The organism is Siphonobacter sp. BAB-5405, from assembly GCF_002872335.1.
GTDB lineage: Bacteria > Bacteroidota > Bacteroidia > Cytophagales > Spirosomataceae > Siphonobacter.
The window spans coordinates 110,984-135,704 of record NZ_NJAG01000010.1 but is presented as its reverse complement, the minus strand read 5'-3'; the positions used below and the strand labels follow the sequence as shown (position 1 = coordinate 135,704).

Annotated in this window: 19 protein-coding genes; 3 read left to right on the top strand and 16 right to left on the bottom strand. The window is 49.5% G+C overall.

What is annotated here, in order from left to right; all coding sequences use genetic code 11:
* Positions 1-762 precede the first annotated feature (762 nt).
* The 9 genes from BWI97_RS10210 to BWI97_RS10170 form a co-directional block, all read right to left on the bottom strand.
* Positions 763-3,000 (bottom strand): family 20 glycosylhydrolase, encoded by a 2,238-nt coding sequence (locus tag BWI97_RS10210; protein ID WP_102200932.1) that lies wholly within the window; start codon positions 2,998-3,000, stop codon positions 763-765.
* A 134-nt stretch (positions 3,001-3,134) separates the two neighbouring features.
* Positions 3,135-3,797, bottom strand: coding sequence for an endonuclease III (gene nth / locus BWI97_RS10205; RefSeq protein WP_102200931.1), 663 nt, complete (start codon positions 3,795-3,797; stop codon positions 3,135-3,137).
* Between the two features lie 130 nt (positions 3,798-3,927).
* Positions 3,928-5,145 carry a DUF2264 domain-containing protein gene (locus BWI97_RS10200; protein ID WP_102200930.1) on the bottom strand — a complete coding sequence of 406 codons (1,218 nt, stop codon included), beginning with the start codon at positions 5,143-5,145 and terminating at the stop codon, positions 3,928-3,930.
* Between the two features lie 58 nt (positions 5,146-5,203).
* A complete protein-coding gene (locus tag BWI97_RS10195; RefSeq protein WP_102200929.1) occupies positions 5,204-5,821 on the bottom strand; it encodes a YdeI family protein in 618 nt (205 codons plus the stop codon).
* An 11-nt stretch (positions 5,822-5,832) separates the two neighbouring features.
* The gene (locus BWI97_RS10190; protein WP_102200928.1) at positions 5,833-6,366 is read right to left on the bottom strand and encodes a DUF4199 domain-containing protein; all 534 of its coding nucleotides are present in this window, start codon (positions 6,364-6,366) and stop codon (positions 5,833-5,835) included.
* A 78-nt stretch (positions 6,367-6,444) separates the two neighbouring features.
* Entirely contained in the window at positions 6,445-6,906 is a 462-nt protein-coding gene (locus BWI97_RS10185; protein ID WP_102200927.1) for a response regulator transcription factor, read from the bottom strand.
* Positions 6,907-7,028: 122 nt separating this feature from the next.
* The gene (locus BWI97_RS10180; protein WP_102200926.1) at positions 7,029-8,297 is read right to left on the bottom strand and encodes a PepSY domain-containing protein; all 1,269 of its coding nucleotides are present in this window, start codon (positions 8,295-8,297) and stop codon (positions 7,029-7,031) included.
* Between the two features lie 715 nt (positions 8,298-9,012).
* Positions 9,013-10,218: a PepSY domain-containing protein gene (locus BWI97_RS10175; protein ID WP_102200925.1), complete on the bottom strand. Its 1,206-nt coding sequence runs from the start codon at positions 10,216-10,218 to the stop codon at positions 9,013-9,015.
* A gap of 110 nt (positions 10,219-10,328) precedes the next feature.
* A complete protein-coding gene (locus BWI97_RS10170; protein WP_102200924.1) occupies positions 10,329-12,257 on the bottom strand; it encodes a heparinase II/III family protein in 1,929 nt (642 codons plus the stop codon).
* A gap of 207 nt (positions 12,258-12,464) precedes the next feature.
* Between BWI97_RS10170 and BWI97_RS10165 the strand changes: the two genes are divergently transcribed.
* Positions 12,465-13,736: a DUF2851 family protein gene (locus BWI97_RS10165; RefSeq protein WP_102200923.1), complete on the top strand. Its 1,272-nt coding sequence runs from the start codon at positions 12,465-12,467 to the stop codon at positions 13,734-13,736.
* Between the two features lie 478 nt (positions 13,737-14,214).
* On the opposite strand, the gene BWI97_RS10160 is transcribed toward BWI97_RS10165, so the two are convergent.
* The 4 genes from BWI97_RS10160 to BWI97_RS10145 all read right to left on the bottom strand — a co-directional run bounded on the left by BWI97_RS10160 (position 14,215) and on the right by BWI97_RS10145 (position 17,808).
* Positions 14,215-15,105 (bottom strand): cupin-like domain-containing protein, encoded by an 891-nt coding sequence (locus BWI97_RS10160; protein ID WP_094809971.1) that lies wholly within the window; start codon positions 15,103-15,105, stop codon positions 14,215-14,217.
* A gap of 174 nt (positions 15,106-15,279) precedes the next feature.
* Positions 15,280-15,489, bottom strand: coding sequence for a hypothetical protein (locus tag BWI97_RS10155; protein ID WP_233207802.1), 210 nt, complete (start codon positions 15,487-15,489; stop codon positions 15,280-15,282).
* A gap of 149 nt (positions 15,490-15,638) precedes the next feature.
* The gene (gene rsgA, locus BWI97_RS10150; RefSeq protein WP_102200922.1) at positions 15,639-16,568 is read right to left on the bottom strand and encodes a ribosome small subunit-dependent GTPase A; all 930 of its coding nucleotides are present in this window, start codon (positions 16,566-16,568) and stop codon (positions 15,639-15,641) included.
* Positions 16,569-16,617: 49 nt separating this feature from the next.
* Positions 16,618-17,808, bottom strand: coding sequence for a 3-deoxy-D-manno-octulosonic acid transferase (locus BWI97_RS10145; RefSeq protein WP_233207801.1), 1,191 nt, complete (start codon positions 17,806-17,808; stop codon positions 16,618-16,620).
* Positions 17,809-17,951: 143 nt separating this feature from the next.
* Between BWI97_RS10145 and ytxJ the strand changes: the two genes are divergently transcribed.
* Positions 17,952-18,284 (top strand): bacillithiol system redox-active protein YtxJ, encoded by a 333-nt coding sequence (gene ytxJ, locus BWI97_RS10140; protein ID WP_102200921.1) that lies wholly within the window; start codon positions 17,952-17,954, stop codon positions 18,282-18,284.
* Positions 18,285-18,337: 53 nt separating this feature from the next.
* Here ytxJ and BWI97_RS10135 read toward each other — a convergent pair whose 3' ends face one another.
* Complete coding sequence (locus BWI97_RS10135; RefSeq protein ID WP_102200920.1) at positions 18,338-20,134, bottom strand: acyl-CoA dehydrogenase family protein; 1,797 nt, start codon at positions 20,132-20,134, stop codon at positions 18,338-18,340.
* 197 nt (positions 20,135-20,331) lie between these two features.
* Between BWI97_RS10135 and cdd the strand changes: the two genes are divergently transcribed.
* Positions 20,332-20,823, top strand: coding sequence for a cytidine deaminase (gene cdd / locus BWI97_RS10130; RefSeq protein WP_094809963.1), 492 nt, complete (start codon positions 20,332-20,334; stop codon positions 20,821-20,823).
* A 134-nt stretch (positions 20,824-20,957) separates the two neighbouring features.
* Here cdd and BWI97_RS10125 read toward each other — a convergent pair whose 3' ends face one another.
* Together BWI97_RS10125 and BWI97_RS10120 are read right to left on the bottom strand one after the other, a co-directional pair.
* Complete coding sequence (locus tag BWI97_RS10125; RefSeq protein WP_102200919.1) at positions 20,958-23,483, bottom strand: glycosyl hydrolase; 2,526 nt, start codon at positions 23,481-23,483, stop codon at positions 20,958-20,960.
* Between the two features lie 172 nt (positions 23,484-23,655).
* A complete protein-coding gene (locus BWI97_RS10120; protein WP_094809959.1) occupies positions 23,656-24,597 on the bottom strand; it encodes an ROK family protein in 942 nt (313 codons plus the stop codon).
* Positions 24,598-24,721: the final 124 nt, after the last annotated feature.

The window sequence follows — 24,721 nt, the reverse complement described above, 5'->3', positions numbered from 1 at the left end:
TTTAGGAGTATAGTAAGGAGTCTGGTCTACATTATTGTCCCAGAAGCACTCTGGTATAATGCCCCATCGATTAGTCTAAATGAAGCCTCTTGGCATTTAGAATATAGTTTATAAATCTTTTTAAGCTTGTCAATCCAGCCAATGAATTCAAACGAGGTATAAGCCAAATTGATACTTGAAAAAGAAGAAGATGAAATATGCATTCCGCCTAATTCCGAAAGTACGTTATTTAAACCATCTTTAATACTAGCAAGTCTTACTGAACAAGTATTGTCAGTCGTTGCATTATTAAGTGTATTGATTCTAGATTCATTAGGAGCAGCAACCCTTCCCCCGGGAGTACTTACACTACATGAGCAGTTAATAGAAATTAAGTATTCAATGTTTTGTATGACTTGATTTAATTGAACTGTTGACGTTGCTATCTGTTGAGCTGTATAGGCGGTATTAGATGATATGTTATCTCTAACTGATTTAAGCTTTACCAAATGCTCTTTTGCAGCATCACAATCTCCTAGGGCACCTCTATAGCAGTCTTTAGCGGTAGCCTTGCGGGAATTAGAAGAAGAGATTCTAGAGAAGATTACGATGCAAGAGAAACCTCTGCCTATTGAATAGTACCTGACGGAAAAAGGTCAGCTTTTGGTTCCGGTGTTTGAACAGTTAGAGGGGTTGGCCTGACAACACATAGCTTGAAATACCAACTTTATAAAAAAAGCTACACAATCTGTATCGTGTAGCTTTTTTAAATTCCTGAATAGTTTACTGCACAAACCAGCCATCTGGTACCTCTTTCGGTTCCGAACCGTTCAGGCTGTATTTCAATTTAAGGGTGAAACCGCCGCCGCCTTCAATAAAATCGGCTTCAAAGGGATGAGCACCCTTTTGTAAAGCTACCTGTCCACTTTTTTCGATGGGAAAATGGTTCCCATCGTTATCCACCACCATGCGGTCGGCGATGCGAAGAATCCCTCCATCATCGCAGGTATAGAAGAAACTATACACGCCCGTTTCGGGTACGTTGATGAGGCCCCGGAACTGAATACCGAAGCTGGGAGCCGTCACCGTTTTAGGCACGAGGACATTCGATACCGTAAAGGTGCTATCTGCCTTTTCGTGCTTCATCAGCGTAGTCATCTTGAAAAATTTCTTGTACAGGCTACCCGTCAAGCCCGGCTTTTTCCCGTTAGCCGAAACGGGCTTGGCGTACGCCTGTTGCTGGTACTTCAGCGTATAGATATCCCCGCGTAAGCCCGTAGACGTAAAGGCCGCCACCTTGATCGTTTGCGGTTTGGTGATCGTCAGTCCTTTGCCCAGTTCAGGCGAGGTTTTCTGGGGCAGCGAGCCGTCCGTCGTGTACCGAAGCGTATAACTTTCCAACGGTTTTTTGATGGATAACGTCGCTTTATCAACAAACACATTTTCCTCCGTAAAGCCCGTCAGGTCGGGTAAGCGGTAGTGAATGTTGTGTTTTTCCATGATGGGATAATGCTGCAACAGACGTTTCTCGTAGGAAGCAAAATCCTTTTTGTTCGTCCAGACTACTTCCGACAGAGCCGTCATCCGCGGCATGTACATGTACTCGGCCCGGTTTTCGCTGGGAATGAATTCCGTCCAGAGGTTCGCCTGAGCACCCATGAACAACTTCGCCTGTTCGGGCGTAATGCCTTCGGGCACCACTTCCAAGTTGTACACGTTCGATACCGACTGAATACCCGGAGGACTATCGAAATATAAGGTACTCACGGGCGTCATGACAATGGCATTGCCGTTTTTTGCGGCCTGATAAGGTGCTTTTTTCACCCACGAACGCCAGTACATCACGATGGCCGAAGCGTCGATGCCCCCTTCCAGAATTTCGTCCCAGCCGATGAGCTGTTTGCCCTTCGAAGCGAAAAACTTCTGCATCCGGTGCACGAAATAACTCTGCAATTCTTCCACGTTTTTGATGCCTTCTTTCTGCATCAAAGCCTTACAGGCTTCGGAATTGGCCCAGGTAGTTTTCTCTACTTCGTCGGCTCCCAGATGGACGTATTTGCTGGGAAAAAGGGCGAATATTTCGTTGAATACGTCTTCGGCAAACTGATACGTCTGCTCGTTACAGGGACAGATCGGCGTGGAGAAGGTCTTCCCCCACCCCGCGTCGGAGGTACAGCTCAGGAACGGATACTGTTTGATAGCCGCCATCATGTGGCCCGGCATATCGATTTCGGGAATGATTTCAACGGACCGCTCTGCCGCGTAAGCGACCAGCTCTTTGATTTGCTCTTGAGTATAGAAACCGCCGTACACCTGTTTGCCATCTTTCATTTTCAGGAAACGAGGGTCGATGACAAAATCGGGATTGTCTTTCGAGCGGGCGATACAGGTGGAATCCTGATTATTCAGCGTCCGCCAGGCCCCTTCCTGCGTTAGTAAGGGGTATTTTTTTATTTCAATCCGCCAACCCTGATCGTCGGTCAGGTGCAGGTGAAACTTGTTGAACTTGTAGAAGGCTAACTGATCGACGTATTTTTTCAGATACTCCAGCGTGAAAAAATGCCGAGACACATCCAGGTGCATTCCCCGCCAGGCGTACGCGGGCTGGTCTTTGATCGTTACCGCCGGAATTTTCTTCGCAGCACCCGCCATCACCAGCTGACGTAGCGTTTGTATCCCGCGATTGATTCCCGCATTGGTTTTACCCGATAATTTAATCATTGAAGCATTGACTTCCAGCGTGTACGCTTCCTCGTTACCCAACGAAGCATCGTACCCCAGGATTACCCGATTGCCTGATCCAGCCGTAGTACGGGTAATGCCCAGCAGCGATTTCAATTGATTTACCTGCGGTTGCAGCGAGGCATCGGCTGGAACGACCAGACTCGTGGAAGCATTCACTTCAAAAAATCCGGTGCTGGGTTGCAGCGATGCCGGATAGGGAATCAGCGGATAAGGATTCGTTTGGGCGTACGTCATCCCGCTTACCAGGAAGCAGGCGAGTATCAGCAGTTTTTTCATTGGATTCGTTTAATGGTCACACACAAGCCAGCATGAGAGGGCCTCTGCAGAGGAAGAGTAAAACCGGAGCCTTATACCCATTCGCTCATCAAAGAATACAAAGAAAAGACTTCTGCCGGAGCAAACGACCGACTTTACCGATGTTTCGTCACATCGACCTGTTCACAAAACTCCAGAACAGGACAGGTCGAGCAGCGGGGCAGCGTTCCGGTACAAACGTGTTTTCCAAAAGGCATCAACAAGCGGTTGATGTCAATCCATTGGGGTACGGGAACTTTGTTTTCCAGTACTTTCAGCGTTTTTTCAGGCGTGGTGGTTTTCACAAATCCCCAGCGGTTCACGACCCGATGGACGTGTACATCCACGCTGATGGCGGGCACGCCCGTGGCTACGCCCAACGCCAGATTCGCACACTTCGGACCTACGCCCTTGAGAGCCGTTAGCTGGTCGAAATTAGCGGGTAACTGGCCGCCGTACTGGCTGATAGCCGTTTGGGCGATGGTCCGCATGGTCTCGGCTTTTTGTCCGGGATACTGACTTCCTTCCAGCATGTTCGCCAGTTCTTCCATCGGAATGTTCAGCAATTGCTGTGGCGTGCGGGCCCGCTCAAAGAGTTTCAGGGAAAGCGGAATCGTCGTTTCGTCGAGGGTACGAATGGAAATAATGCAGGAAATGAGTTGTTCAAACAGCGTATTATAGCCTCGCTCGGCCAGTTCAAACATGGCCGCTTTGGGGTACCGGGCAATGGCTTTTTCAATGCGTTGCAGCATTTCCGTTAGATCGAAGGCACGTTTCATGGTTGGCTCGTTTTCGATGGTACGATAAAAAGCTGAGCCAGCTGGTTTTGAATAGCCCTGGGTTGCACCCAGGGCTATTCAGATGGAACCCTTCCAGGGTTCTTTTCGGCAGAACGTACTCGTATTTTATTTAAGCTTTCACGGCGTGATCCGTCGGCAGGTTTTCGCCTTTTTCCCAGATGCGGCGGCTGGTCCAGTCCGTAGCTGGGTTTGCCCAGAAGGCATCCGTCGCGGGGAGTCCCAGCGGAAGTAGGGCTGTTGCGGTCAGGAACAGACTTCCCGTCGAAATATAGCTTTCGCCAAGGTCGGGCTGGTGCCCATTCAGGCCAATGTAAAGCCAGCCTTTCGAATCATAATTTTTCGGATTGTCGAGGGTTTTGTGCAATACCGCCGTCAGAGCACTCCGTACCTGAGCCGGAGCAATCTCCGAGGGTAATTGCTGTAAAAACGCCGTATTCGCCAGGTGGTGAAAAGCCCCGGCCCGGTAACAAATGGATCGGCCAATGACCGGAAAACTTCCATCCGAAGCGATCAATCGTTCCTGAATGGCTGCATACCGGGGAGCAATTTTATCCATCCGGGTTCGCAAGAAATCGTAACTTTTATCGGGCAGGAAGCGTAGAATATCCACCATAAAAGGCTGGATGACGTAACTGTTGTAGTAATCCCAGTGAAAATCCGGACCATCGCCGAAGATACCATCGCCCTTGTACCACTGTTCGTGCTGACGCAGGGCGTAATCCAGTCGCATTTTATCATACTCTTCGCCGATACTGGCAAAAAATACTTCGATCATGGCACTGAACAAGAGCCAGTTACTAAAGCCGGGACGAATGTTCCGTGTCTTCCGAAACGCCACTAGAAGCTGTTGCTGCACCGAAGGCTGTAACGCTTGGTATAACTTCGGGCAACGCAGCAAACCCTGAGCCAGAAAAGCCGCGTCAACCAGTGGCTGGCCGCCTTCACTGTAATTCATGTAATCTTTGGCTTGGGGGTTAACCGCATTTTGAATCCCCCGCTGAGCCAGCTGGAAGTACCGTTGCCGAATCGTTTTTTCGTCGTCCGTATCCAGAGCCAGCCAGGGACCAATGCCCGCTAGTAACCGGCCCAGGGCCTCCAGGTACGAGTACTTACGACGGTCGACCTCCTGACCGGGCCGCGACTCCACGGGCATCCGGACTTTGAGCTGGTCTTCGGCCAGAGCCGTCAACAGGGGTTCCGATAGTTTTTGCAGGATACTGATCCAGTACGCCCGGTCGGAGCTTGGGGCGGCCAGCGTTTCCAGCGGAGACACCGTACTGAGTAAGCTTGCTCCGCCCAACTGACGGAGAAAAAAGCGACGAAGCATTCGTTAAGTTAGATTTAGCGTATTCTTGAGTGATAACAGAATCCATTATCGGATTCCCCTATTTTGATTTCCTGACGTATTTCCAGTTGCGTATTTTTCCTTCGGCGATCCATTCCAGAGCCTGATCCATTCGTTTGATACGCGTGCCTTCCGTTTTCGCTTCTTCCAGCCACAGCACGTACTCACGCTGGCAGGCTCGGGAAAAGTTCTGAAACTGCTGGTGAGCCGCTTCGTTTTTCTGTAATTCCGCCTGAAAATAGTCGGGAATACGAACAGGCTGTTGCTCTCGCTTCGGCGTAGGACGAACGCCCTGCTCGGCCAGTTGCATCGCCTGCTTGAGATAGCGGGTCAGCACTTCGTCAGAAGGAAGATCCGCTAGCGAACGTACTTTCCCCAACTGACCCATGCCGGTTTGCTCACCGCTTATTGTAAGAATTCCGTCGGGGTCTTCCATCTTCGCTCCCAGCCAGAAGCCAAAGGAAGCGTGATTTTTAAAAGCGGCCATCAGGCACAGGTTACCGTTGGCGTAGCCAAAATGGGGCGAACCCCACTTGATCGTTTCCTGAACATCGGGACAAACCGTATGAATCAGTTCCCGCAAATGGCCCAGAATGGGCTGGGCAAAATCAGCCGCATTATCCAGGTACAGATCAATGCGGGGATCTGTTTTTCCCATACAACCAAAAGTTAGCTTTTAAAAGAAGGACGTTTTTTGAGGACTAATCCACTAAAGAAGGCCACGATCAAACCCACCGGAAGTATCTCCATATAAGTGATGGCGATTAACCCTCCCAGCGTGTCATAATACGAAAACATGACCTGCATCTGCTCCCGCGACTCCGCCAGTTCAGCGGCAGTTTTTCCCTGAGCCTGCTGTTTTTCGATCATGCACTGCTGGTAGAATTGAGGAAAATCAGGAAAGAGCGTTTTGTAAAAAACCACCCAAACCAGGACGTAGATCGTTGAAGCGGTAAAAGCCACACCCAGTCCCAGCAGTAAGGCATCTTTAAAGGAAATAAAGCCGTTTAAATAACGATCCCGGTAGCTTTTAACGGCGATGAAAATCATGGAAAACGTCAGGAGCATCGACGCGTATCCAAACAGTTCGCCGTACTCGAAAAAAAAGGTCGAGCGACTTTTCAGCATTGTCATGGAAAGCACAAGCATGAGCGACGCCACTACGCCAGCGATGGCCCCAAAAACCAGTATGGTTCGTTTCATTTCAAGGGTTTGTTTTTGTCCCAAACCTGGGAATGAAAAAGAATCGGCCGCTCATCCTTTCGGGTGATTTTGTCTAAATCATACGTTTGGGGGAGTGCTGGCCTGGAGTAATCCCAGCAAACGGGCCTTTTCTATGGCCTGGGTCCGTCGCTTGACGTCCAGCTTGGCGTAGAGATTCCCCAGATGTGTTTTGATGGTATTCGTCGAGACAAAGAGCTTTTCCGCAATTTCTTCGTTGCTTAATCCTTTTGAAACCTGCATCAGCACTTCCCACTCACGAACACTGATTCCGTACTTTTCCAGTAGTTCCGGGGTTGGACGCGTAAGGGGTTCGTAAGCCTGTATTACTTCCTTTTCGATCACCTGCGGAGCCGTCCAGCGTAAGCCCACCCAAATGCCTACCCCAATGAATACACCCGCCAGTATCAGCACGTAGATTTCGGTCGTATGGTCGAGCATGAGCCAGCGGTACTTACTCCAGGCCAGTAAGGTTAGCAACAGACCCAGTACCAATCCGTACGATAGAAAAGATCGCCACATAAGACATTTACTGATTACGGAATACGTATAGAATGAAGCTACGAATGTATCTGATTCTCTGTTACCAGACCACGAAAAAAGCATCACCTTTTCAGATGATGCTTTCAGTAAACAATGATTTTTTATTCCCGCACGGCCTGAACTACCGCCCGCGGACGAACCCGAGCCGTTCCTGCCGGTCGAGCCATCGGTTTAGCTGCTTCGGGCTTACCCCGCTTCCACCAGATCAGAAAACCGGTAATGGGCAGACTGGTGGCGATTAAACAAGCCAGAAAATACAGGATTTTTGTGAAGGTGCCATAGAGTTCCCCCGTGTGGATAATCTTGGCCGAAACGGCGATCTTCTCACCCAGCGTTTTATCCGCGAAGCGTTCAAGTTTTAATACCTGCCCCGTATACGGATCGAGCGTCAGTCGATCTACCCCCGCCGAAGTAAAGAATCCATTTTGGGATTTTTGAGCGATGATGGTCCCTATCGAATCTTTCGGCAGCGTCAGTCGCAGGACGCCGCTGTACGGAAATACCTGATTGCTTTGACGTATGATTGCTTCCAAAGCTAGCGGCTGGCGACCTTTGGCATCGGTCTCCAAGGCTTTCTCTTCTCTCGGTGTAAATACGCCCATGAGCTGGCGGTAGCTAGTCCGATACCATTCCCAGGCAAAAACGGGGCCTGTCAGAGCCATAATCGTCACGAAGACGAACGCGTAAAAACCCAAGGTTTTGTGTAGATCGAAATTGAGTCGTTTGCTGCTGGCGTCGATTTTGATATTGAAACCGGGTTTCCAGACGTTCCATTTTTTCCAGCTACTGAGTTTCGCCGGTAACCATAAGAGCAGACCCGTGATTTGGAGCAGAATCATGACCAACGCGGCCGTACCCGTGATGGCTCCCCCGATGTCGTGATTTTCGATGAGCAGCCAGCGGTGCAGTTGCAGAACCGTCGCAAAAAATTTGGCTGTTGGGGTTTGAGCATTGCCCTGAATGGTTCCGGTGTATGGATTTACCAACAGATTCGTCGGCTTTTCTTTTTTGGGTGCCTTCTTCTCGCCTTTCTCGGCTCCTTTGGTTTCCTTCTTCGCTTCCGGTTTGGCTTTTTTCAACAGGCTGAAGGTCCAGGCTTCGTCGGCCCGTTCGGGAACCTGTATACCGGAAATTCGCAGTTCTTTGTTCTCCCGCTGTACCGCCGCCATGAGTTGAGCCAGCGGCAGTACGTTCCCCTGAGCCGGAACCTCAACGTGAAACTTTTCCTGATCAACCCACTGCGTGATTTCGCGATTGAACACATACATCGTACCTGTCAAACACATGACAAACAAAACGAGGGTACAGGGTAAACCTACCCACAGGTGCATGACATGAATCAGTTTCCGGAACGTGTATTTTTTAGTCATAATCAATGGCTAATCGGAAGATTGACGAGGGAAGAAAAGACTGAATCGTTGGCAAAAGCCTTCACTAATCTTAGTTGTCCAAATTTATTAAGACTTAATCAAAATAAAATAGACCTTGGTAGAATTGTTGTGAAATTTTGTTGGGCCTGGGGTGTGGTTTTCCCGGTATTGTACGGAGGTTATTCACGTTGAACCCTTCAGATAGAGTGTGCGATTGGAGCATTCCCCGCATTGCATACGGGGCTAACTAAATTGAACCCCTCCGGGGTTGGCGAGCTAAGTTAGGGAAGGATGTTTTTTTAGTTAGACCGTTAGAAGCTGCCCGGTTATGGGTACAAGCTGGCAAGTCTGCACCAGTTGTGAGCTTCTCTAGTATTAATTAGTCTGTATTAGATAGAAATCTTATTTGTAAACCAGACCCTTGGAAATGGCTAGATGATGAGTACAATTTTGGAATTTGCTGCTATTCTTAGCAGGTCATCCCAACCCCGGAGGGGTTCAACTTGAGTAGCCCCGTATGAAATGCGGGGAAAACGTATATGCGTCGCAATGTAGCTAGGCAGTTGGAAACTGCCAGATGGTAGGTAAAGGTTGGGAAACCCGCACCAGTATCCAACCCAAACCCACAAAAAAATAAAGGTTACTGACATTGAATCAGTAACCTGCAAGGCTTAGATGATAAAATGGGATAACCGCATTCCCCTCTACCTAGTACTTATTCGCGTACTACTTTGCTACGCACGACGACGGGACGACGTACGTTTTTACTACGTTCTTTTGGCGTGGCCATCGTATGCGGATGTTGAGCTTTTTTGCGTCGCCCCCACCAGATCAGCGTTCCGGTGATGGGTAAGGTAGCACAAATCAGACTTGCAAAGAACATCAGCATTTTTCCGGGCAAGCCCCAGATGGCCCCTACGTGCAGGTCATAATTCATCCGGCGAAGGGTATTGGCCAGATTAGCGTCCGCATAATTGCCGCTATACGGCCCAGTATGCTGAATTTCCTTTCCCGTATGCTGATCGTAATAGTGGTAATCGACTTTATAATACGTGCCATTCCGGAAGTTGACGTACGAGAAAATAGACGTCGCGTTGCCTTCGGGAAACGAAATATTAATACCCTGTTGATTGGGATGTTTCTGCATCAAATTCCGCCAGCTACGATCAACAATCTGCATGGGCGAAGCAGCGGTCTGTATCGCTGTCGTATCAGAAGGGGGAATGACGTAAGCGGGCGATCCTTTTCCTCCCGTAGCCCAGTATAGTGAGTTCGAGAACCACTCAAATCCCCAGACCAAACCCGTAATGGCGAATACCATCCCGATGGTCAGGATATAGAAACCCAGTACGTTGTGTAAATCGTAGTTTTTCCGTCGCCAGGCCGCATCCCACTTGATGCTGAACCGCTGTTTGGCCGCACTTTTATTTTTCGGCCACCAGAGAACCAGTCCACTGACGAGCAATACCAAGAAAATAGCGGTTCCCGTAGCAGCAATCGGCTGACCAATTTTTTCGGGTAACCAGAGGTAATAATGTCCGTGCAGAATGAAGTGAAAAAAGTCATCGTCTTCGTTCCAGACGTGCAGTACTTCACCCGTATAAGGATTCAGGTAAACGACGTAGTAATATTCCGGATCAAAATTATAGAAGCCCACTTCGGCACTGCGACCCGGCACGCCATACAAAACGCCATCGGCTGCTTTGCCGGGCAGAGCCTGCTCGGCTTTCTGACGCAATACAGAGGGGGGCAGCAACTCGGCATGTGCTGGCGTTTCGGTGAATCGGTACGGCTGCGTGAGGTTTTTGATTTCCTGCTCGAAAGCCAGAATACAACCCGTGACGCTCAGGACAAATACAATCAACCCCGAGGCAAGCCCCAGGTACAAGTGTCCTTTACCGATCCATTTCTTTAGTTTCATCTCGCCGTTATTAGGTATACGTGATACGCAGCGAGACAAAACTAAAGCATTATCTTTATTTTTACTTAGTCTAAGTAATAAAAGATTTACGGAAAAGTACTGGTCCCGTATTAGTTAGCGAGGGAGAAAACGAAACGGTGTTTGCCTTTTGTAACGGGATTCATTTGTTCGAATAACACGCGTTGAATGGTCTTTCCCGTACCCCAGCTAGTCTTGAACGCTTCGTCGTCCGGGGTACCGAGGGCTACCGGTTCTGTACGAACTTTCCAGCGTTTGGCGTCGTAACTGAGTTTGACCGAAGGGTGATTTGGCCCTTCAAACGTCACTGTACCCGGCGTACTGACATTTACCTGACTGAGCGTCAGAAATATTTGCGTTAGATTTTGGGGTGTTTTTTCGAGTTCATACTCTTCGCGAATTTCTACGGTTTCCTTTTTCCGATTGAGCTGTACCGTTCGCCACCAGTTTCGTAAGCCTGCTTCTTTGGGGTAGGCTGCCGCCAAATCCATTTTTAGAGAAGTCTCGTTTTTGCGATACGTTACATTTTTAGCCGTGTAGGCCAGACCGTCTTTTTGTCCGTATCCATTGATTATGGGCAGATTGTGGTACTGGGACTGCGTAAACCAAAGCTTATACCGACGTCCCGAAAAGGTATTGGCGGTGTAGGTACCACGTCCGGCGTCAATGATGACGGGCTCGCCTTTGGCGTACACAATGAAATCGCCGACGTCGTTGTGATTATGGCTTTCGGCATTATGTCCCGCGTGGGTCGCTACAAAGAGCGTTTTGGAACGGGCCGCCATCACCTGCACATCCGGAAACCAGACTTCCGGAACATTTGTAAACGAAGCGTTGGGAATTTCCTGTACCGCTTTCACCGTCAGTACATTCCAAACCTGCCGTTGCCGCTGAAAACTGTTAATGACCCGTGTGATTCCGAACGTACGGAAGCCCCAGGCCCCAAACTGCTTCAGCGTATCATCCTTAATTTTTTCTCCAAATCGGTATAACATCAGACCGTCGGGCCGTAACATCGGATCGGCATCGGCGAAATCGACGAAATAGGCATTGGCGATGTGCATTTTATAGACATAGGAAGCCATATTCCGAATGATCGGCTGATCGTAGATGTTAATTTTTCCGCCCGACGCACTTTCCAGCGTTTCCAGAGCATCGAAGACGCAGCCACCGGCGGCGAACCAGTACATGGGTCCTTCGTCGGTACCGCCATCTTCACCCAGTCCGTTCAGGTATAAATCCAGTCCCGACATGGCGGCATGCAGCATCTGAGCCCGGCGTTGTTCGTTGCGTTCCAGGAATAGCGTAGCCGTCATCCAGTTCGACATAATCCAGGAATTCCAGTTGTTCGCCTTCACATCCTTTCGCAAATATCCGTAGCGATTGGGTACCTGAATGGGTTCGAACAGACGAATGTTCGTTTCGTGATAGATGCGTTTACGAATCAGGGGCGATACTTTATCCAGCTGGCCGCCTACCAGGTAATCCGTGAGGGCAAGTACAGCGGCGGTTTCAGCGGCAAACAGATCGACTGTCCGCTCTTCTACGTCGGGTAGCCCACTGCCAGCCTTCTGCGTGCCGATGTGAGCCGGAATACCCCAGTAGCTTTCTTCGCAAATGGCCCAGACCATGTTCACGATGGCATCCGTGAAACGACCTTTGCCTTCCACGGCTTCCGCCATCGTCAGATCCAGCAGATCGTGCCGCCGATTGAAGGTAATTTCTTCGTAGTGCGTACGGTTGGCGGTTCGGACATACTCCAGCGTCAGCGTGGCAGTTAGGGGCAACAGGGGTTTTGCCGCGGCCACTTCTCCCCGTTGAATCAGACCGCTCCGTACACTGTCGGTAATTGCTTTTTGCCAGGTTTCGGGTGTTTTCGGATACGGCGTCCACTGATCCAGCGGGATGAGTAGGTGCTGTACCGTTTCGAGGGGGTAATTTTTCTGAAGAAGATTACGGGGTACTACTTGGGCGGTGCTCAGTAATGAACTCAGCAGGAAAAGGAGCAAATAAGGTTTCATACAAGCATGGTCCGAATTCAGGGGTGTACATGTGAATTCGTTTTTAGGGAATTAATCAATTCCCTAAAAATAGACTTTCTCTGCTGCGTTGCCCCTTACAGCGGTTCAGATTTTGGGTGGAAACTAAACGTAGTAGCACTACTTAGTATCCGGTTCGGCACTTCACCAACAGTCCTCCTACTTTACGTCAAATCCTGTTGATTGGCTATGACGGAAGATTTTATTCATTATCTGTGGCAGTTCCAGCAATTTGACGCGACTGCTTTGCAAACCGAGACGGGCGATTCGGTACAGGTGATTAGTCCAGGAAAAGCTCATCAGGATGCCGGACCGGATTTTCAGCAGGCCCGTATTCGTATTAGTACGTTGGAGTGGGTCGGTACCGTTGAAATTCACACGCGTTCTTCCGACTGGTTTCGCCATACGCACGAAACGGATGCTGCTTACGAAAATGTCATTTTACACGTAGTCTGGATCCACGATGCTCCCGTATACCGAACCGATGGTACAGAAGTGCCTACCCTGTGTTTACAAAACCGCACGGACCCGGCCTGGCTTGATCGGTATCAAATCCTGGTTCATTCGCAGGAAGCCCTGGCCTGTTCAAGCCAGTTTTTAACGGCTTTTGAACTACACAAACGATCCATGCTCGATCGTACGCTTATCCAGCGATTGTCAGCAAAAGCCGAAAAGGTAAGGCAGCTATGGGAACAGTCTCAAAATAACTGGGAAGAAACGACCTGGCAGATTCTCGCCCGCTCGCTCGGTTCGCCGCTTAATGCCGAGCCGCTGGAATGGCTCGCCCGTACGGTTCCCCTCCGCCTTTTGCACAAGCATCGTAATCAGCCTTTTCAGGTTGAGGCCTTGCTGTTTGGCTGTTCGGGACTGATCCCCGCTACCCCACAGGACGCCTATACTTTACAACTTCAAAGAGAGGCCTATTTTCTTTTAAAGAAGTACGAATTACAGCCTTTGCCTACGCAGGTCTGGAAGTTTCTGCGGCTACGTCCGGCCAGTTTCCCGACGGTACGGATTGCCCAGCTTGTTCCGCTAGTCACGCAGCCGCTATCGCTTTTTTCTTTTTTTATTAATCAGGAAGATGTTACTACAATCATGAAAACGGTACAGGTTAGTCCTTCCGAATACTGGCAACAGCATTACACGTTTCACAAACCCACGGAACACGGCGTTACCCAGCTGGGACAGGAAACGGCCCAGCGGATTTTGATTAATGCGGTGGTACCGCTACTGGTCGCCTACGGTCATCACAAGGACGAAGCCCGTTACACTGATCGGGCCATCGAACGCCTGGAACAGCTTCCGGCCGAACAGCATGCGATTACCAAAACCTGGAAATCCTACGGTCTCAAATGCCAGAACGCCGCCGACTCGCAAGGAGCCCTGGAATGGATGCAAACCTACTGTCAACCCAGAAAATGCCTGAGTTGTAGTGTGGGGTTGGGTTTATTGAAGAGATAAGGATATGATAGTTTGTTTTACTTAAATGATCGTTTGTTTTATCCACTAGTTTACTAAGTAGGCACTCGTCCCATTGAGACGGCTGGTCTTTTAGTCCGTATCGCGAACACCGCTGACTTCATCCTGCTATGGGCCACCGCATTGCGGATGAAGTAGGCGGCTTTTCGCGATAGGACGGGGCTTGAGTTTATGTCGTCCGTGCAGGAACTTGATCAAAACCAACAACAAAAGAATTTTCAGAAGATGAAAACATCTCCCGCCCCTGAGCAACGGAACGACCTACGATAGCCGCAATGCGGTGGCCCTAGAGCAGGCTATCGTTAGGCGTGGAGAGGCTCAGGGGCTACTAGTCAGCCAGTAAGAGAGACGAAACCCGGTCTGATTAAGGCGACTCAAGTAAGGGATCTTATAACAAAACAAGCAAGCCGATGATCTATGGATCATCGGCTTGCTTGCGTACTCTACTATTAAACTGAGATTATACGGTTTCCAGAATACGGCCTTTGCCGCCTTTGGAAATAACCACTTCATTGGCGTACTCTTCGGCTTTGCGGCTTTTGTAATTCCACCAGCGTTTGCCAAAGTTTTTCTTCATTAAATCGTCGAAGGTACGCATCGCCGTAATGTTAAAGATACCTTCCGCCCGCGTGGAAATTGACGGATCAAAAGCCCGTACCGCCAGTGCGTATCCGCCTTCCAGGTAGTTCATGTAGTGCCAGACGCCCGAAGGAATGTATAACATATCACCGTGTTCCATCACGCAGTCGTATCCTTCCAGATACTGCATGGCCGGATGCTTTTCGTAATCCGGATTCTCAGGATCCACGTAGCTCAGAATTCCGTACGGCATGCGATACAGGTGCTTCGAGTATTTCTGATCGAAAAGGATCACGCGTTTTTTGCCGTGAAACTGCGTCAGGAATACGTTCGATAAATCCATATCGTAGTGCAGATACACAATCGAACCCGCTCCACCGAAAAACATCATCGGATATTTCTTCAGGAAGCCCTTCATCAGGTGCTCGGGGAAACTGAAATCATTACACAGATCGGGGATGTGATCGAAGATGTTGAAGAGAAACATCCGTAAATCAACGGGCCCGGACGCAATCAGATCCAGATACTCGCCAAACTTCATCACCTTGTCCGGCTGGTTGAGCTTGGAGTTAGGCGTGGGCTTGGAGTTATCGTACAGGGGCACTTCGATGTTACCCGCTAAAGTCTTGAAGTAATCCAGACGCCACTTTTCAAAAGCGGGCCATTGATCGGCAACCCCTTTTAAAATAACAGGGCGATGGGGCTTCAGGTAATTTTCGCGAAAGGCTTCGCCGGAAATATTCTCGACTACGTCGACGGGATGAAGCTTCATATTGGTATTCAGAAATTGAATTTATCGGATAGAATAAGCAAAAGTAACGCATTTACGTTGCATAATTCCAATACAATACTTGAAAAGATTGTTCCGCAAAGCGTTAAACTTTTTTAAGACACCCTTCCTGAACGGATGTCAATTCATCGTTTATTTCTGAAACTGCCAGATTCACTAATTTCGCATCATGTTCACGCCCGTAATCAGGAAGACGGTTCCGACCAGGAAAGGTACTATCGACTCCCATTGCGTGATTTTCCAACCTAAGGTGGGTTTGCCATCATTCAGAAACGCTACGCAGGCAAAAAGGATAATGAAAGTACCTAAGATGGTAAAAAACGCCCCGAAAAAACGGGTCATTGGATTGGGTGTGGAAGGCTGCATAACAATTGGTTTTCAGTGTATGGTTTTCTATGTTCCGTGATTGATAATGGGGATGCTTTCTGTAATGGGTAAAAGTTAAAACTGACGAAGCTTTGGAATACGTTCAAATTGCCTCAATAACAAACAACTACAAACCAATAACCAAGTTTCTACCGTCGATTATCGTCTCCCTGCAACATACCCAGGTAACTGTGATAGCGACTCATGGCAATGGTTCCTTCCTCTACCGCATCGCGTACGGCACAGGCGGGTTCGTTCAGGTGGAGGCAATTATGGTACCGGCATTCGTTCAGTAGCTCCCGCATTTCGGGAAAATAATGACTGATTTCGGCCGGTTCCATATCAATCAATCCTAACTCCTTAATGCCCGGTGTATCAATAATAAAGGTACCCGATTCGAGTTCGAACATTTCCGCGAACGTGGTAGTATGCACCCCTTTGTTGGCAAAAGTAGACACTTCGCTGGTTCGCAAATCCAGATCAGGAGCAATGGTATTGACCAGCGTCGACTTACCCACACCCGAATGCCCGGATACGAGCGATACTTTCCCCTTCAAACAGGCCCGCAGTTCGTCCATCCCCTCGCCTGTCAGAGCCGACGTTCGCAGGGTGCCATAACCCAGCTCCGCGTACATATCCATAATGGGCTGGTGTTGCTCCCGACCTTCTTCATCGAAAATGTCCTGTTTGTTAAAAACAATGACTACGGGGATCCGGAACGATTCTGCCGATACCAGGAAGCGGTCAATGAAGCCCAGCGACGTACGCGGAAAATCAAGCGTAACAATGAGTACGGCCTGATCGAGATTCGCCGCCAGCAAATGGGCCTGACTGGTCTTATGTACCGAAGCCCGGGCAATGTAATTCTCCCGGTCTTCGATGTGCGTAATGATGGCTGTATTTTCGTTTTCGTTTTCTATGTCCATCGTCACGCGGTCGCCCACGGCCAGTGGATTAGACGTTTTCAGCCCTTTAATTTTAAATTTTCCTTTCAACCGAGCCTGCCAGATGTGTCCTTCCTCATCCCGGACATCGTACCAGGAACCCGTCGATCGTATGACTAATCCTTGTTGTGACATGTCGTGTTTCGTAGACTTTCGTCTTTTCTAAGGTCTTGTTCGGTATCGCTCATCGCCGGTTTCGTACCCAATCCATGATTTGTTGCGTCGCCCCCTGATTCGTATACACATAGTTCCGACTCGTTTCGGCTTCCTGCTGGTACGTTTCCGGCGACTGTAGCAATCCATCCAATACCTGACTAAATTCTGTACCATCGGCTACGGCGTGGGCTGAACCCAGAGCCAGCAAATCGTGAGCTTCCTGGAATTTGCGGTATTTCTTATTCCCGAAAAAAACAGGCATCCCCCATACGGCCGCTTCGACAATGTTGTGTAAGCCCGCTTTGTAGGCTCCCCCGATAAAGGCAAATTGCCCGTACCGGTACAGGCTTGCCAGCATCCCCACATTATCGATCCAAAGAATGTCGGCATTGGCTATACTCTCTTCGGTTGCTTGTGAATAACGTATGGACCGAAGCGGTACTTCCGTAGCCCAGCGTTCGATTTGTTGCACATCAATTTCGTGCGGAGCCAGAATCCATTTAAGCTTCGTTGCGGTACCTCTTGTTTGTATATAGGTACGGATTACATTCCAATCTTCTGGCCAGATCGATCCGCCCATGAATACGCGATTGGCTCCGCAAAACTGCTCGACGATCGGAAAACGTTTGGCTTGCTGGGCAATTTCAATCACCCGGTCAAACCGCGTATCCCCCGCCCGACTTACGTTCGTAATACCAATACGGTTAAGCAGTTCCACGGATTCCTGATTCTGGACAAACAGGTGCGAAAAGCAGTGCAATATTTCGCGGTAAAAACCACCGTATGATTTAAAAAAGGTTTGTTCCGGTCGAAAAATCGCCGAGAAAATGACCACGGGAATGTTCCGCTTTTTAAGTTCAGTCAAGTGGTAATACCAGAATTCGTACTTTACCCAAAATGCCATTTCCGGCTGAATTGTTTCCACAAACCGGCGGGCCTGTGCTGGAGTATCCAGCGGCAGGTAGCCTACCCAGTCGGCCTGCTCGTAGTTCTTTCGCAGTTCGTAACCCGAAGGAGAAAAAAAGGTTAATACAATCTTCCAATCCGGGTTCTCCTTCCGAAAGGCTTCGAGTACGGGGCGGGCCTGTTCGAATTCCCCCACGGATGCACAGTGAAACCAGGCCGTATGCGGTACAGCCTGGTAGGTTTTCAATTGCCTCCACAACCGTTGCCGCCCTTCCACCCACAAGCGGGCTTTGGGGTGAAAAAATGCAGCCAAACGGAAGCCCAGCTGCATGAAAAAAATCGAAAGTTGGTATAGAAAGCGATACAAGACGTCTGGAATGATACTTTTACGCACCAAAAATAGAACTTAAAAAACGTTTTTCAGGGTTATCAACCCATTAAAGCAATACAACCCTTATGAACTGGCAACCACTAACGGATGCGGAACAGTTGGAAGCGATCAAAAAGGAATCCTTCGAACATCCCGTATTGATTTACAAACATAGTACTACCTGCTCCATTAGTTCCACGGCGAAGGCTCGTCTCGAACGGCAGTGGGATGACACCCAGGGCATTTCGGCCTATTACCTGGATTTACTGCGGTACCGTCCGCTATCCAATGCTATCGCCCAGGAATTTGACGTGGAACACGAATCCCCGCAGGTACTGCTGATTCGCGATGGCCAGTGCGTTTACCATGAATCGCATTTTGCTATTCGTTTTGATGAAGTCCTTAGCCATGCGGTATAAAAAGAGGCAGCCCGGAAACAGGCTGCCTCTTTTGCCTCGAATCATCAAGTCCGTTAATTGAACGGATACCCATTGGCTTCCAGAGCCGCCTGAGCCACCCGGCGACGGGCATCCTTCAGATTGATCGGATCAATCTTGGTGAACCGTTTCAGGCCCATCAGCATCACATTGAGCTCATCACCTTCGGCAAAACTCGTAATAGCCTGACGACCCGCCCAGGCTACTTTCTCGACGGCCTCGTGTAGATATACCAGAGCGGCATCCCGGTGCACCGATACGGCGGCTTCGCCCCGCACACCGATCAATTTTTCCACCCGCAACAGGGCCGATTCAGCGGCGTAAACTTCAATCAGCATGTCCGCCAGATTCATGATAATTTCCTGCTCCTTGTCGAGGGCCATCATGAATTTCTGTACGGCCGCTCCTGCCGCTAGTAAGATGGCTTTTTTCAGGTTCTTCAGTACTTTCTTTTCCTTGACAAACAAGCCTTCTTCTTCATCCATACCAAAGTCCGGGATACTCATGATTTCCTTACCCACCGCCATGGCCGGAACCATAATGTCGAGCTGCCCTTTCATGGCCCGTTTCAGGATCATATCGACCGTCAGTAATCGGTTGATTTCGTTGGTACCTTCGAAAATCCGGTTGATACGGCTATCGCGGTATGCCCGTTCCATGGGAGCATCCGCCGAGTAACCCATACCCCCGTAGATCTGTACGCCTTCATCCACCACGTAATCCAGCACTTCGGAACCGTGTACTTTTAGAATGGCACATTCGATGGCGAACTGCTCGACCCCTTTCAGCTTGGCTTCGGACTCGGGCATACCGCCGGCGATCAGGCTTTCGATGGCGTCGTCGATGTTCTGACCCGCCCGGTACGTTGCCGACTCTGCCGCAAATAATTTGAGAGCCATTTCACCAATTTTGTACTGAATGGCCCCAAAATTCGCAATCGCCGTATTAAACTGTCGTCGCTCTTGAGCGTAAGTTACAGCTTGAGCCAGTACTGATTTTGCTCCGCCCACGCAGGCGGCTGAAAGCTTGATTCGTCCAATGTTGAGAATATTAACGGCAATCTTAAAGCCCCCCTCCCGCGTATACAACTGGTTTTCCAGAGGAACGGGCGTATCGTTGAAGAAAATCTGCCGGGTATCCGATGACTTAATGCCGAGTTTATGCTCGGGTTCATTCATGGTAATACCGCCGAAATCCTTTTCTACAATGAAGGCTGTCAGGTTTTTGTCCTGATCGATTTTAGCAAAAACAATAAATATATCCGCGAAACCGCCGTTGGTGATCCACATCTTCTGGCCATTCAGCAGATAATGAGTACCGTCGGGAGCTAAGGTAGCTTTGGTTTTAGCCGAATTGGCGTCCGATCCGCTATCGGGTTCGGTCAGACAGTAAGCAGCTTTCCACTCGCCGGTTGCCAGTTTAGGCAGGTATTTGGCTTTTTGCTCTTCGTTTCCGTAGTATAAAATCGGTAGCGTGCCAATGCCGGTATGAGCCGAGAGAGCCACGGCGAAACCGCCCGAAGCTCCGATCTTGTCCGTTACCAGCATGGAGGTATTGAAGTTCATCCCAAAACCACCGTAGGTTTCAGGAATCGAGGTGGCTAGTAATCCCAATTCGCCTGCTTTATTCAAAAGGTCCACCATGGGTTGGTAGCTTTTGGCTTCGTCCAGTTCTTTCAGACGCGGCATGACTTCCCGATTCAGAAATTCTTCGCAGGTAGCGGCTACCATACGTTGTTCTTCGCTTAAATCTTCGGGAATAAATACACGTTCAGCGGGGGTATCGGCAATGAGAAACTCGCCTCCCTTTAAGGTCGATTTGGCAGCAATCATAGCAATGGATATTAAATAGGTTTATAAGGTAAAGATGAAAAAAGAAACAATAGTATGCAAGCATACTATTGTTTCTTTTCGGTACGTGTCCTACGCTACTGAATCCTGAATCAGAGCTTAGCTACCTTAGATGATTTCAGCGAAACCTTTCCGGCAATTTGAAGGTTATACACTTCCCTCCCTTATAAAAAGAATCTATGAAATCGCTGAAACTGGAGATACCCCTTACCTCATACGCTACTGAAGCCGAGCTTCCCCTGGATGAACAAACGCTGGTGGAGCAGGCTCGGCAGGCTACGTATAAATCTTATGCTCCGTATTCGAATTTTCATGTAGGAGCCGCTTTGCTACTCGAAGACGGGACCATTTTTACGGCTGGCAATCAGGAAAATGCAGCTTTCCCTTCAGGCTCCTGTGCCGAACGCTCGGCTGTCTTTTACGTAGGATCCAATTACCCCGATAAGAAAATCAAAGCCATTGCGGTACTGGCTCGTCCCGGCACGGGCGATGTATTTCAGGCCGTATCGCCTTGCGGTAATTGTCGGCAATCGTTGTTGGAGTATGAACATCGGCAAAAACAGCCCATTCGTTTATTGATGTTACAGCCGAAGGGCGGCATTATTGCCATGGATTCCATCGCTGATTTGCTACCGGTGAAGTTTGACGCGGATGATTTGTTTGGTAAATAGTTAAGGACGGATTGAAATCCGTCCTTAATAAATTAGCCGAGCCTACGGCTCTGCAATGTCCCCTAAGAACATCAGTAAGAGCCATAGGCTCGACCCATCTTGTAAGGTCGGATTTCAATCCGACCCCAGCCCCCTCATTTCAACAACACCACCGGCCCCAACAACCCCGAAGGTTCCGGCTCCCATTTGGAAGCGTCAAACGGTTTATATTGAATGCTCACAAAGTTGATATCGTAGAACTTACGCCAGGGGAACTTGTCCTCATCCAGCTTACGGATTCGGTTGGCGGAACTATTCGTCACGTCAATTTCCAATATATTCTCCTCCTGCAGTACATTGGCCGGAAGCTGAATCCGGTAGGGTAAACTCCAGAGTTTCCCCAAGGATACCTCGTTTAGCCGCACCTGAGCCGTTTCGCGTACTACTCCCAAATCCAGCAGGATTGGTTGATCGGTCTTCCAGGCTTCCGGACGTTTGAATCGTAATGTATACCGACCCGTTCCACTAAAATTCTGACTTTCCGCGTGATCCAGTTCCGTCCAGGAAACCAGTCGCGACGTAGCCAATGGCATGGGTAGTTCGGGCTGTCCTTCCTGAAAGTCAATCTGCCAGATTCCGGTTAATTTGAGCGTATCCTTCGTAGCGGGGTACTCCGGCCAGGGAGCCCCTTTTCGCAGGGACGCGTACGTCTGGAGGAATACCGATTCGCCCGGTTCCAGAGCCAGTTCAATGTCCGACGTACTATCTGCCTGAGCTTGTACGGGTACGTACCCCTGCCGTTTCCGCAAAGGATCGGTTACCTGCACCGAGCGGGCCCAGCTGCCGAGTCGTACTGTCCCCCGATGAAACTGATTACCAAGATTAGTTACGAAGTATAAGGTTCCTTCCGTATTGGTTTTCCGTAAGAACGAAAGTCCCTGCTCTGCCATTTTTTCCTGCCGAATCTTCAAACGCTTGAGTTCAGACAGGTAATCTTTCTTTACCAGCGTCGCTAATGATTTGCGAATATTTTCCAGTTGCTGTTGCCGGTTTTTCCAGTCCTTGTAGCCACTCACCCGACCCGGGGCTTCGGCGAAGACTACGTTAGCTCCCTGCTGTACCAATTGCTGAATCTTTTTCAACGTTTCCAGCGGGACATACTGCGTTTTGGGAATCAGCAATACCGGATACGTCGTACCCGCCGCTGAAATCAGCTTTCCTGCTTTTACTGAGAAACCCTGTAAGAGACTATCCGAAACAAAATCGGTCTGGTACCCGTGATTGCGAAGTTGTTGAGCCGTTGCTCCGAAGGGCGTATCGTGCAACCAGCGGCGGGAGTTGGCGTGTACGTCAAAGAGAAAGGGAGCTTCGCCCGCCGCTACGCCGTGCCAAATGTCCTGTACCGGAAAGTACAGCAACACGCTGGCATCCGGACGAGCCGTTTGTAAGCGTTGCTGACACTGTTCGATGTACTGGTTGAGTTCGGGTAAGTCTTTCCAGAAGTGACTTTGCTGATTGTAGTTCGTGGACGCGTAAAACAGCCAGCCCGGCCATTTTTCCTCCGGAGGTGAGTACGGGATACCGTGGTAGAAAATGTGATTCACGCCGCCCGTAAACAATTCATCCACAATGGGTTTGATCTGCGAAAGCGATACGCGGAAGTGCTCCGCCAGCCAGGTAGAGGTCTCCGAAGATACGAGTGGCTTTCCCGTCAGGTGAGCCGCCGAAGACGCAAATTGCATAGTCAGTACGCCTGGCACGCCGTAACGGGTAGAATCATAATCCGGATCGAGGCGATAGTTCGGAATGGCGTATTGTTTACTACCAAAATACTCGGTTTCAGGAATGTCCGTCAGGGCGTACAAATCTAGCAGGTTTCCCGGCGAGCCATGGGCCTGATCACGGGTGATTTTACCCTGTTGCTGCGACCAGCCCGTCCACATGCGGGTGAAGCGGTCCCGCAGTAATTCCGACAGCGTCGTATGGTAATCGGCCCAGATGCGGCGTTCGTCTTCCGTTAAATTCTTCGTTTTAGTAAGAACCGCTGGTTTGAGACTATATCCCCGACGACGTTTAAATTCGGCCAGAAAATCGTTCGTCCAGTTGGCTCCATATACTTCATAGGAATCATTGTAAAAGGAACGAACCGTATTGCCTTTGGGCAGATTCGCGTCGAAATGCTCCAGGTAGTTTCGTACGGCCGTTTCATCGAACGGGTTCATCACCAGCCCTTCGCCCCCCGGTGCAGCCCGTTTGACCTGCTGCTTCGTGGGCAATACCAACAGGGAATCGCCCTGAATACTGAATTTCTGAGCTCCATCACGGGCGGATACCCAGGGACCTCCGTAGGGCCAGCCCGTACCCAGCGATAAATCAATGCCCAGCCCTAACTTCTGGGCTTCTTGCAGGGTGAAGGTTAAGGCTTTGTTCCACTCGGGACTCAGAAAAGGAAGAAATTGCTGCTCGTACCCTTTGACGCCGTAGATGGGAATGATATGCAATCCTCCCAGACCGGCTTTGGCGTAATCCTGTAAATTTTTCCGGATGCCCTCTTCCGTCACGGCACTGCCCATCCACCACCAATACGCCCAGGGCTTGGCCGTATTCACATTACTAGCTGGGGCCTGGGCCAGGGAAGAAAACGACCACAAGATCAGCCATGCACAAACGATACGCTTCATTCTGTTCAAATTAATCCTCTAAAAAAACAATACGCCGGACGATGTCCTAGTATTTTTTCAATTCTTTCTTGGAAAGACGATGAACGGAATGACTTTCTCGTACGGGTAGAACGATAAAAAGCCCCGCTTCGCGAACGAAACGGGGCTTTTAAAGGGGATATATTCGTGATGCTTAACCTTCTGCACCCACGCCATCCTGTACTTCAAAGCACAAGGAAGCGGCTCCCAGCAAACCAGCATCATTACCGAGCGTAGCCCGTTTGATTTCCAGTGTGTCCAGGTTATACGGCGTCAGCCAGTAGTTTAATTTCTTGAATACGGCCGGCATAATGAAATCAAAGGAAGCCGACAGACCGCCACCAATCAGGATGAGGTTGATGTCCAGAATCCGTACCAGCGAGGCCAGACCGTCGCCCAGAATTTCACCCACCCGCTCAAAGATTTGCAGAGCCAGAGCGTCGTCTGCCGCAGCAGCTGCTACCAGACCGGTCGTTGAGATCGTACCATCGCCGGGTAATTGTGTCGCTCCCGTGTATTCGGAACGCATTTTCGTGGCGAGGTTCAGCAATTCATTTTTACCAATGTTCCGCTCCAGTACTTTTCCTTCTACGGAAGGAATATGGCCGGGCTCCATGGCATTTCCGTTACCGCCCGTAAATACGCGGCGATTCAGGATGGCGGCACCGCCTACGCCCGTTCCCAGGGTAATGAAAATATAATTTTCGTCGATCTTTTCTTCACCGAAATAGAATTCGCCCAAGGCCGCAGCGTTGGCGTCATTTTCCAGATAGAAGGAAACGCCAGCAAACCGATTGGACAGGTACTCGACCAGCTTTACATTATTTAACTCCGGAATGGCCGTAATTTCAAGGGGTACGGTACGCTTGCTGTTGATCATTCCCGGCAGACCAATTCCTACTTTCGTAAGCGTAGGGTTATCGAGCAGTTGCAGAGAAATGGCATCGCCCAGTCGTTCTTCAAAGTGACCGGATTGCCGCCAACTAAGCGTATCGTGGCTGTAAAAATTTGAAATTTTACCCGTGGTAGCGTCTACGATGCCCATTTTGACATTCGTTCCACCCACGTCTATGCCTAGGTACTGGTTATCGGCCATGAATGTTGGTAACAGGTTTGGTAAATCAATTGCAGAAAACTACGGCGAAAATAAGGGTTCTCTTCCTTTATTTAATAAGATTTTTTAATAAGTTGTATAGAGTTCCTTACTTTCGTCCGTTAAC

Bases quoted from the DNA above. Each gene is read 5' to 3' on its own strand.
- BWI97_RS10210 (WP_102200932.1), bottom strand. From the start codon at position 3,000: ATGAAAAAACTGCTGATACTCGCCTGCTTCCTGGTAAGCGGGATGACG.
- BWI97_RS10155 (WP_233207802.1), bottom strand. From the start codon at position 15,489: ATGCAGCCTTCCACACCCAATCCAATGACCCGTTTTTTCGGGGCGTTT.
- BWI97_RS10165 (WP_102200923.1), top strand. From the start codon at position 12,465: ATGACGGAAGATTTTATTCATTATCTGTGGCAGTTCCAGCAATTTGAC.
- BWI97_RS10195 (WP_102200929.1), bottom strand. From the start codon at position 5,821: ATGGGAAAAACAGATCCCCGCATTGATCTGTACCTGGATAATGCGGCT.
- BWI97_RS10190 (WP_102200928.1), bottom strand. From the start codon at position 6,366: ATGAAACGAACCATACTGGTTTTTGGGGCCATCGCTGGCGTAGTGGCG.
- ytxJ (WP_102200921.1), top strand. From the start codon at position 17,952: ATGAACTGGCAACCACTAACGGATGCGGAACAGTTGGAAGCGATCAAA.
- cdd (WP_094809963.1), top strand. From the start codon at position 20,332: ATGAAATCGCTGAAACTGGAGATACCCCTTACCTCATACGCTACTGAA.
- BWI97_RS10175 (WP_102200925.1), bottom strand. From the start codon at position 10,218: ATGAAACTAAAGAAATGGATCGGTAAAGGACACTTGTACCTGGGGCTT.
- BWI97_RS10125 (WP_102200919.1), bottom strand. From the start codon at position 23,483: ATGAAGCGTATCGTTTGTGCATGGCTGATCTTGTGGTCGTTTTCTTCC.
- BWI97_RS10185 (WP_102200927.1), bottom strand. From the start codon at position 6,906: ATGTGGCGATCTTTTCTATCGTACGGATTGGTACTGGGTCTGTTGCTA.
- BWI97_RS10200 (WP_102200930.1), bottom strand. From the start codon at position 5,145: ATGCTTCGTCGCTTTTTTCTCCGTCAGTTGGGCGGAGCAAGCTTACTC.
- nth (WP_102200931.1), bottom strand. From the start codon at position 3,797: ATGAAACGTGCCTTCGATCTAACGGAAATGCTGCAACGCATTGAAAAA.
- rsgA (WP_102200922.1), bottom strand. From the start codon at position 16,568: ATGTCACAACAAGGATTAGTCATACGATCGACGGGTTCCTGGTACGAT.
- BWI97_RS10120 (WP_094809959.1), bottom strand. From the start codon at position 24,597: ATGGCCGATAACCAGTACCTAGGCATAGACGTGGGTGGAACGAATGTC.
- BWI97_RS10135 (WP_102200920.1), bottom strand. From the start codon at position 20,134: ATGATTGCTGCCAAATCGACCTTAAAGGGAGGCGAGTTTCTCATTGCC.
- BWI97_RS10170 (WP_102200924.1), bottom strand. From the start codon at position 12,257: ATGAAACCTTATTTGCTCCTTTTCCTGCTGAGTTCATTACTGAGCACC.
- BWI97_RS10180 (WP_102200926.1), bottom strand. From the start codon at position 8,297: ATGACTAAAAAATACACGTTCCGGAAACTGATTCATGTCATGCACCTG.
- BWI97_RS10160 (WP_094809971.1), bottom strand. From the start codon at position 15,105: ATGAAGCTTCATCCCGTCGACGTAGTCGAGAATATTTCCGGCGAAGCC.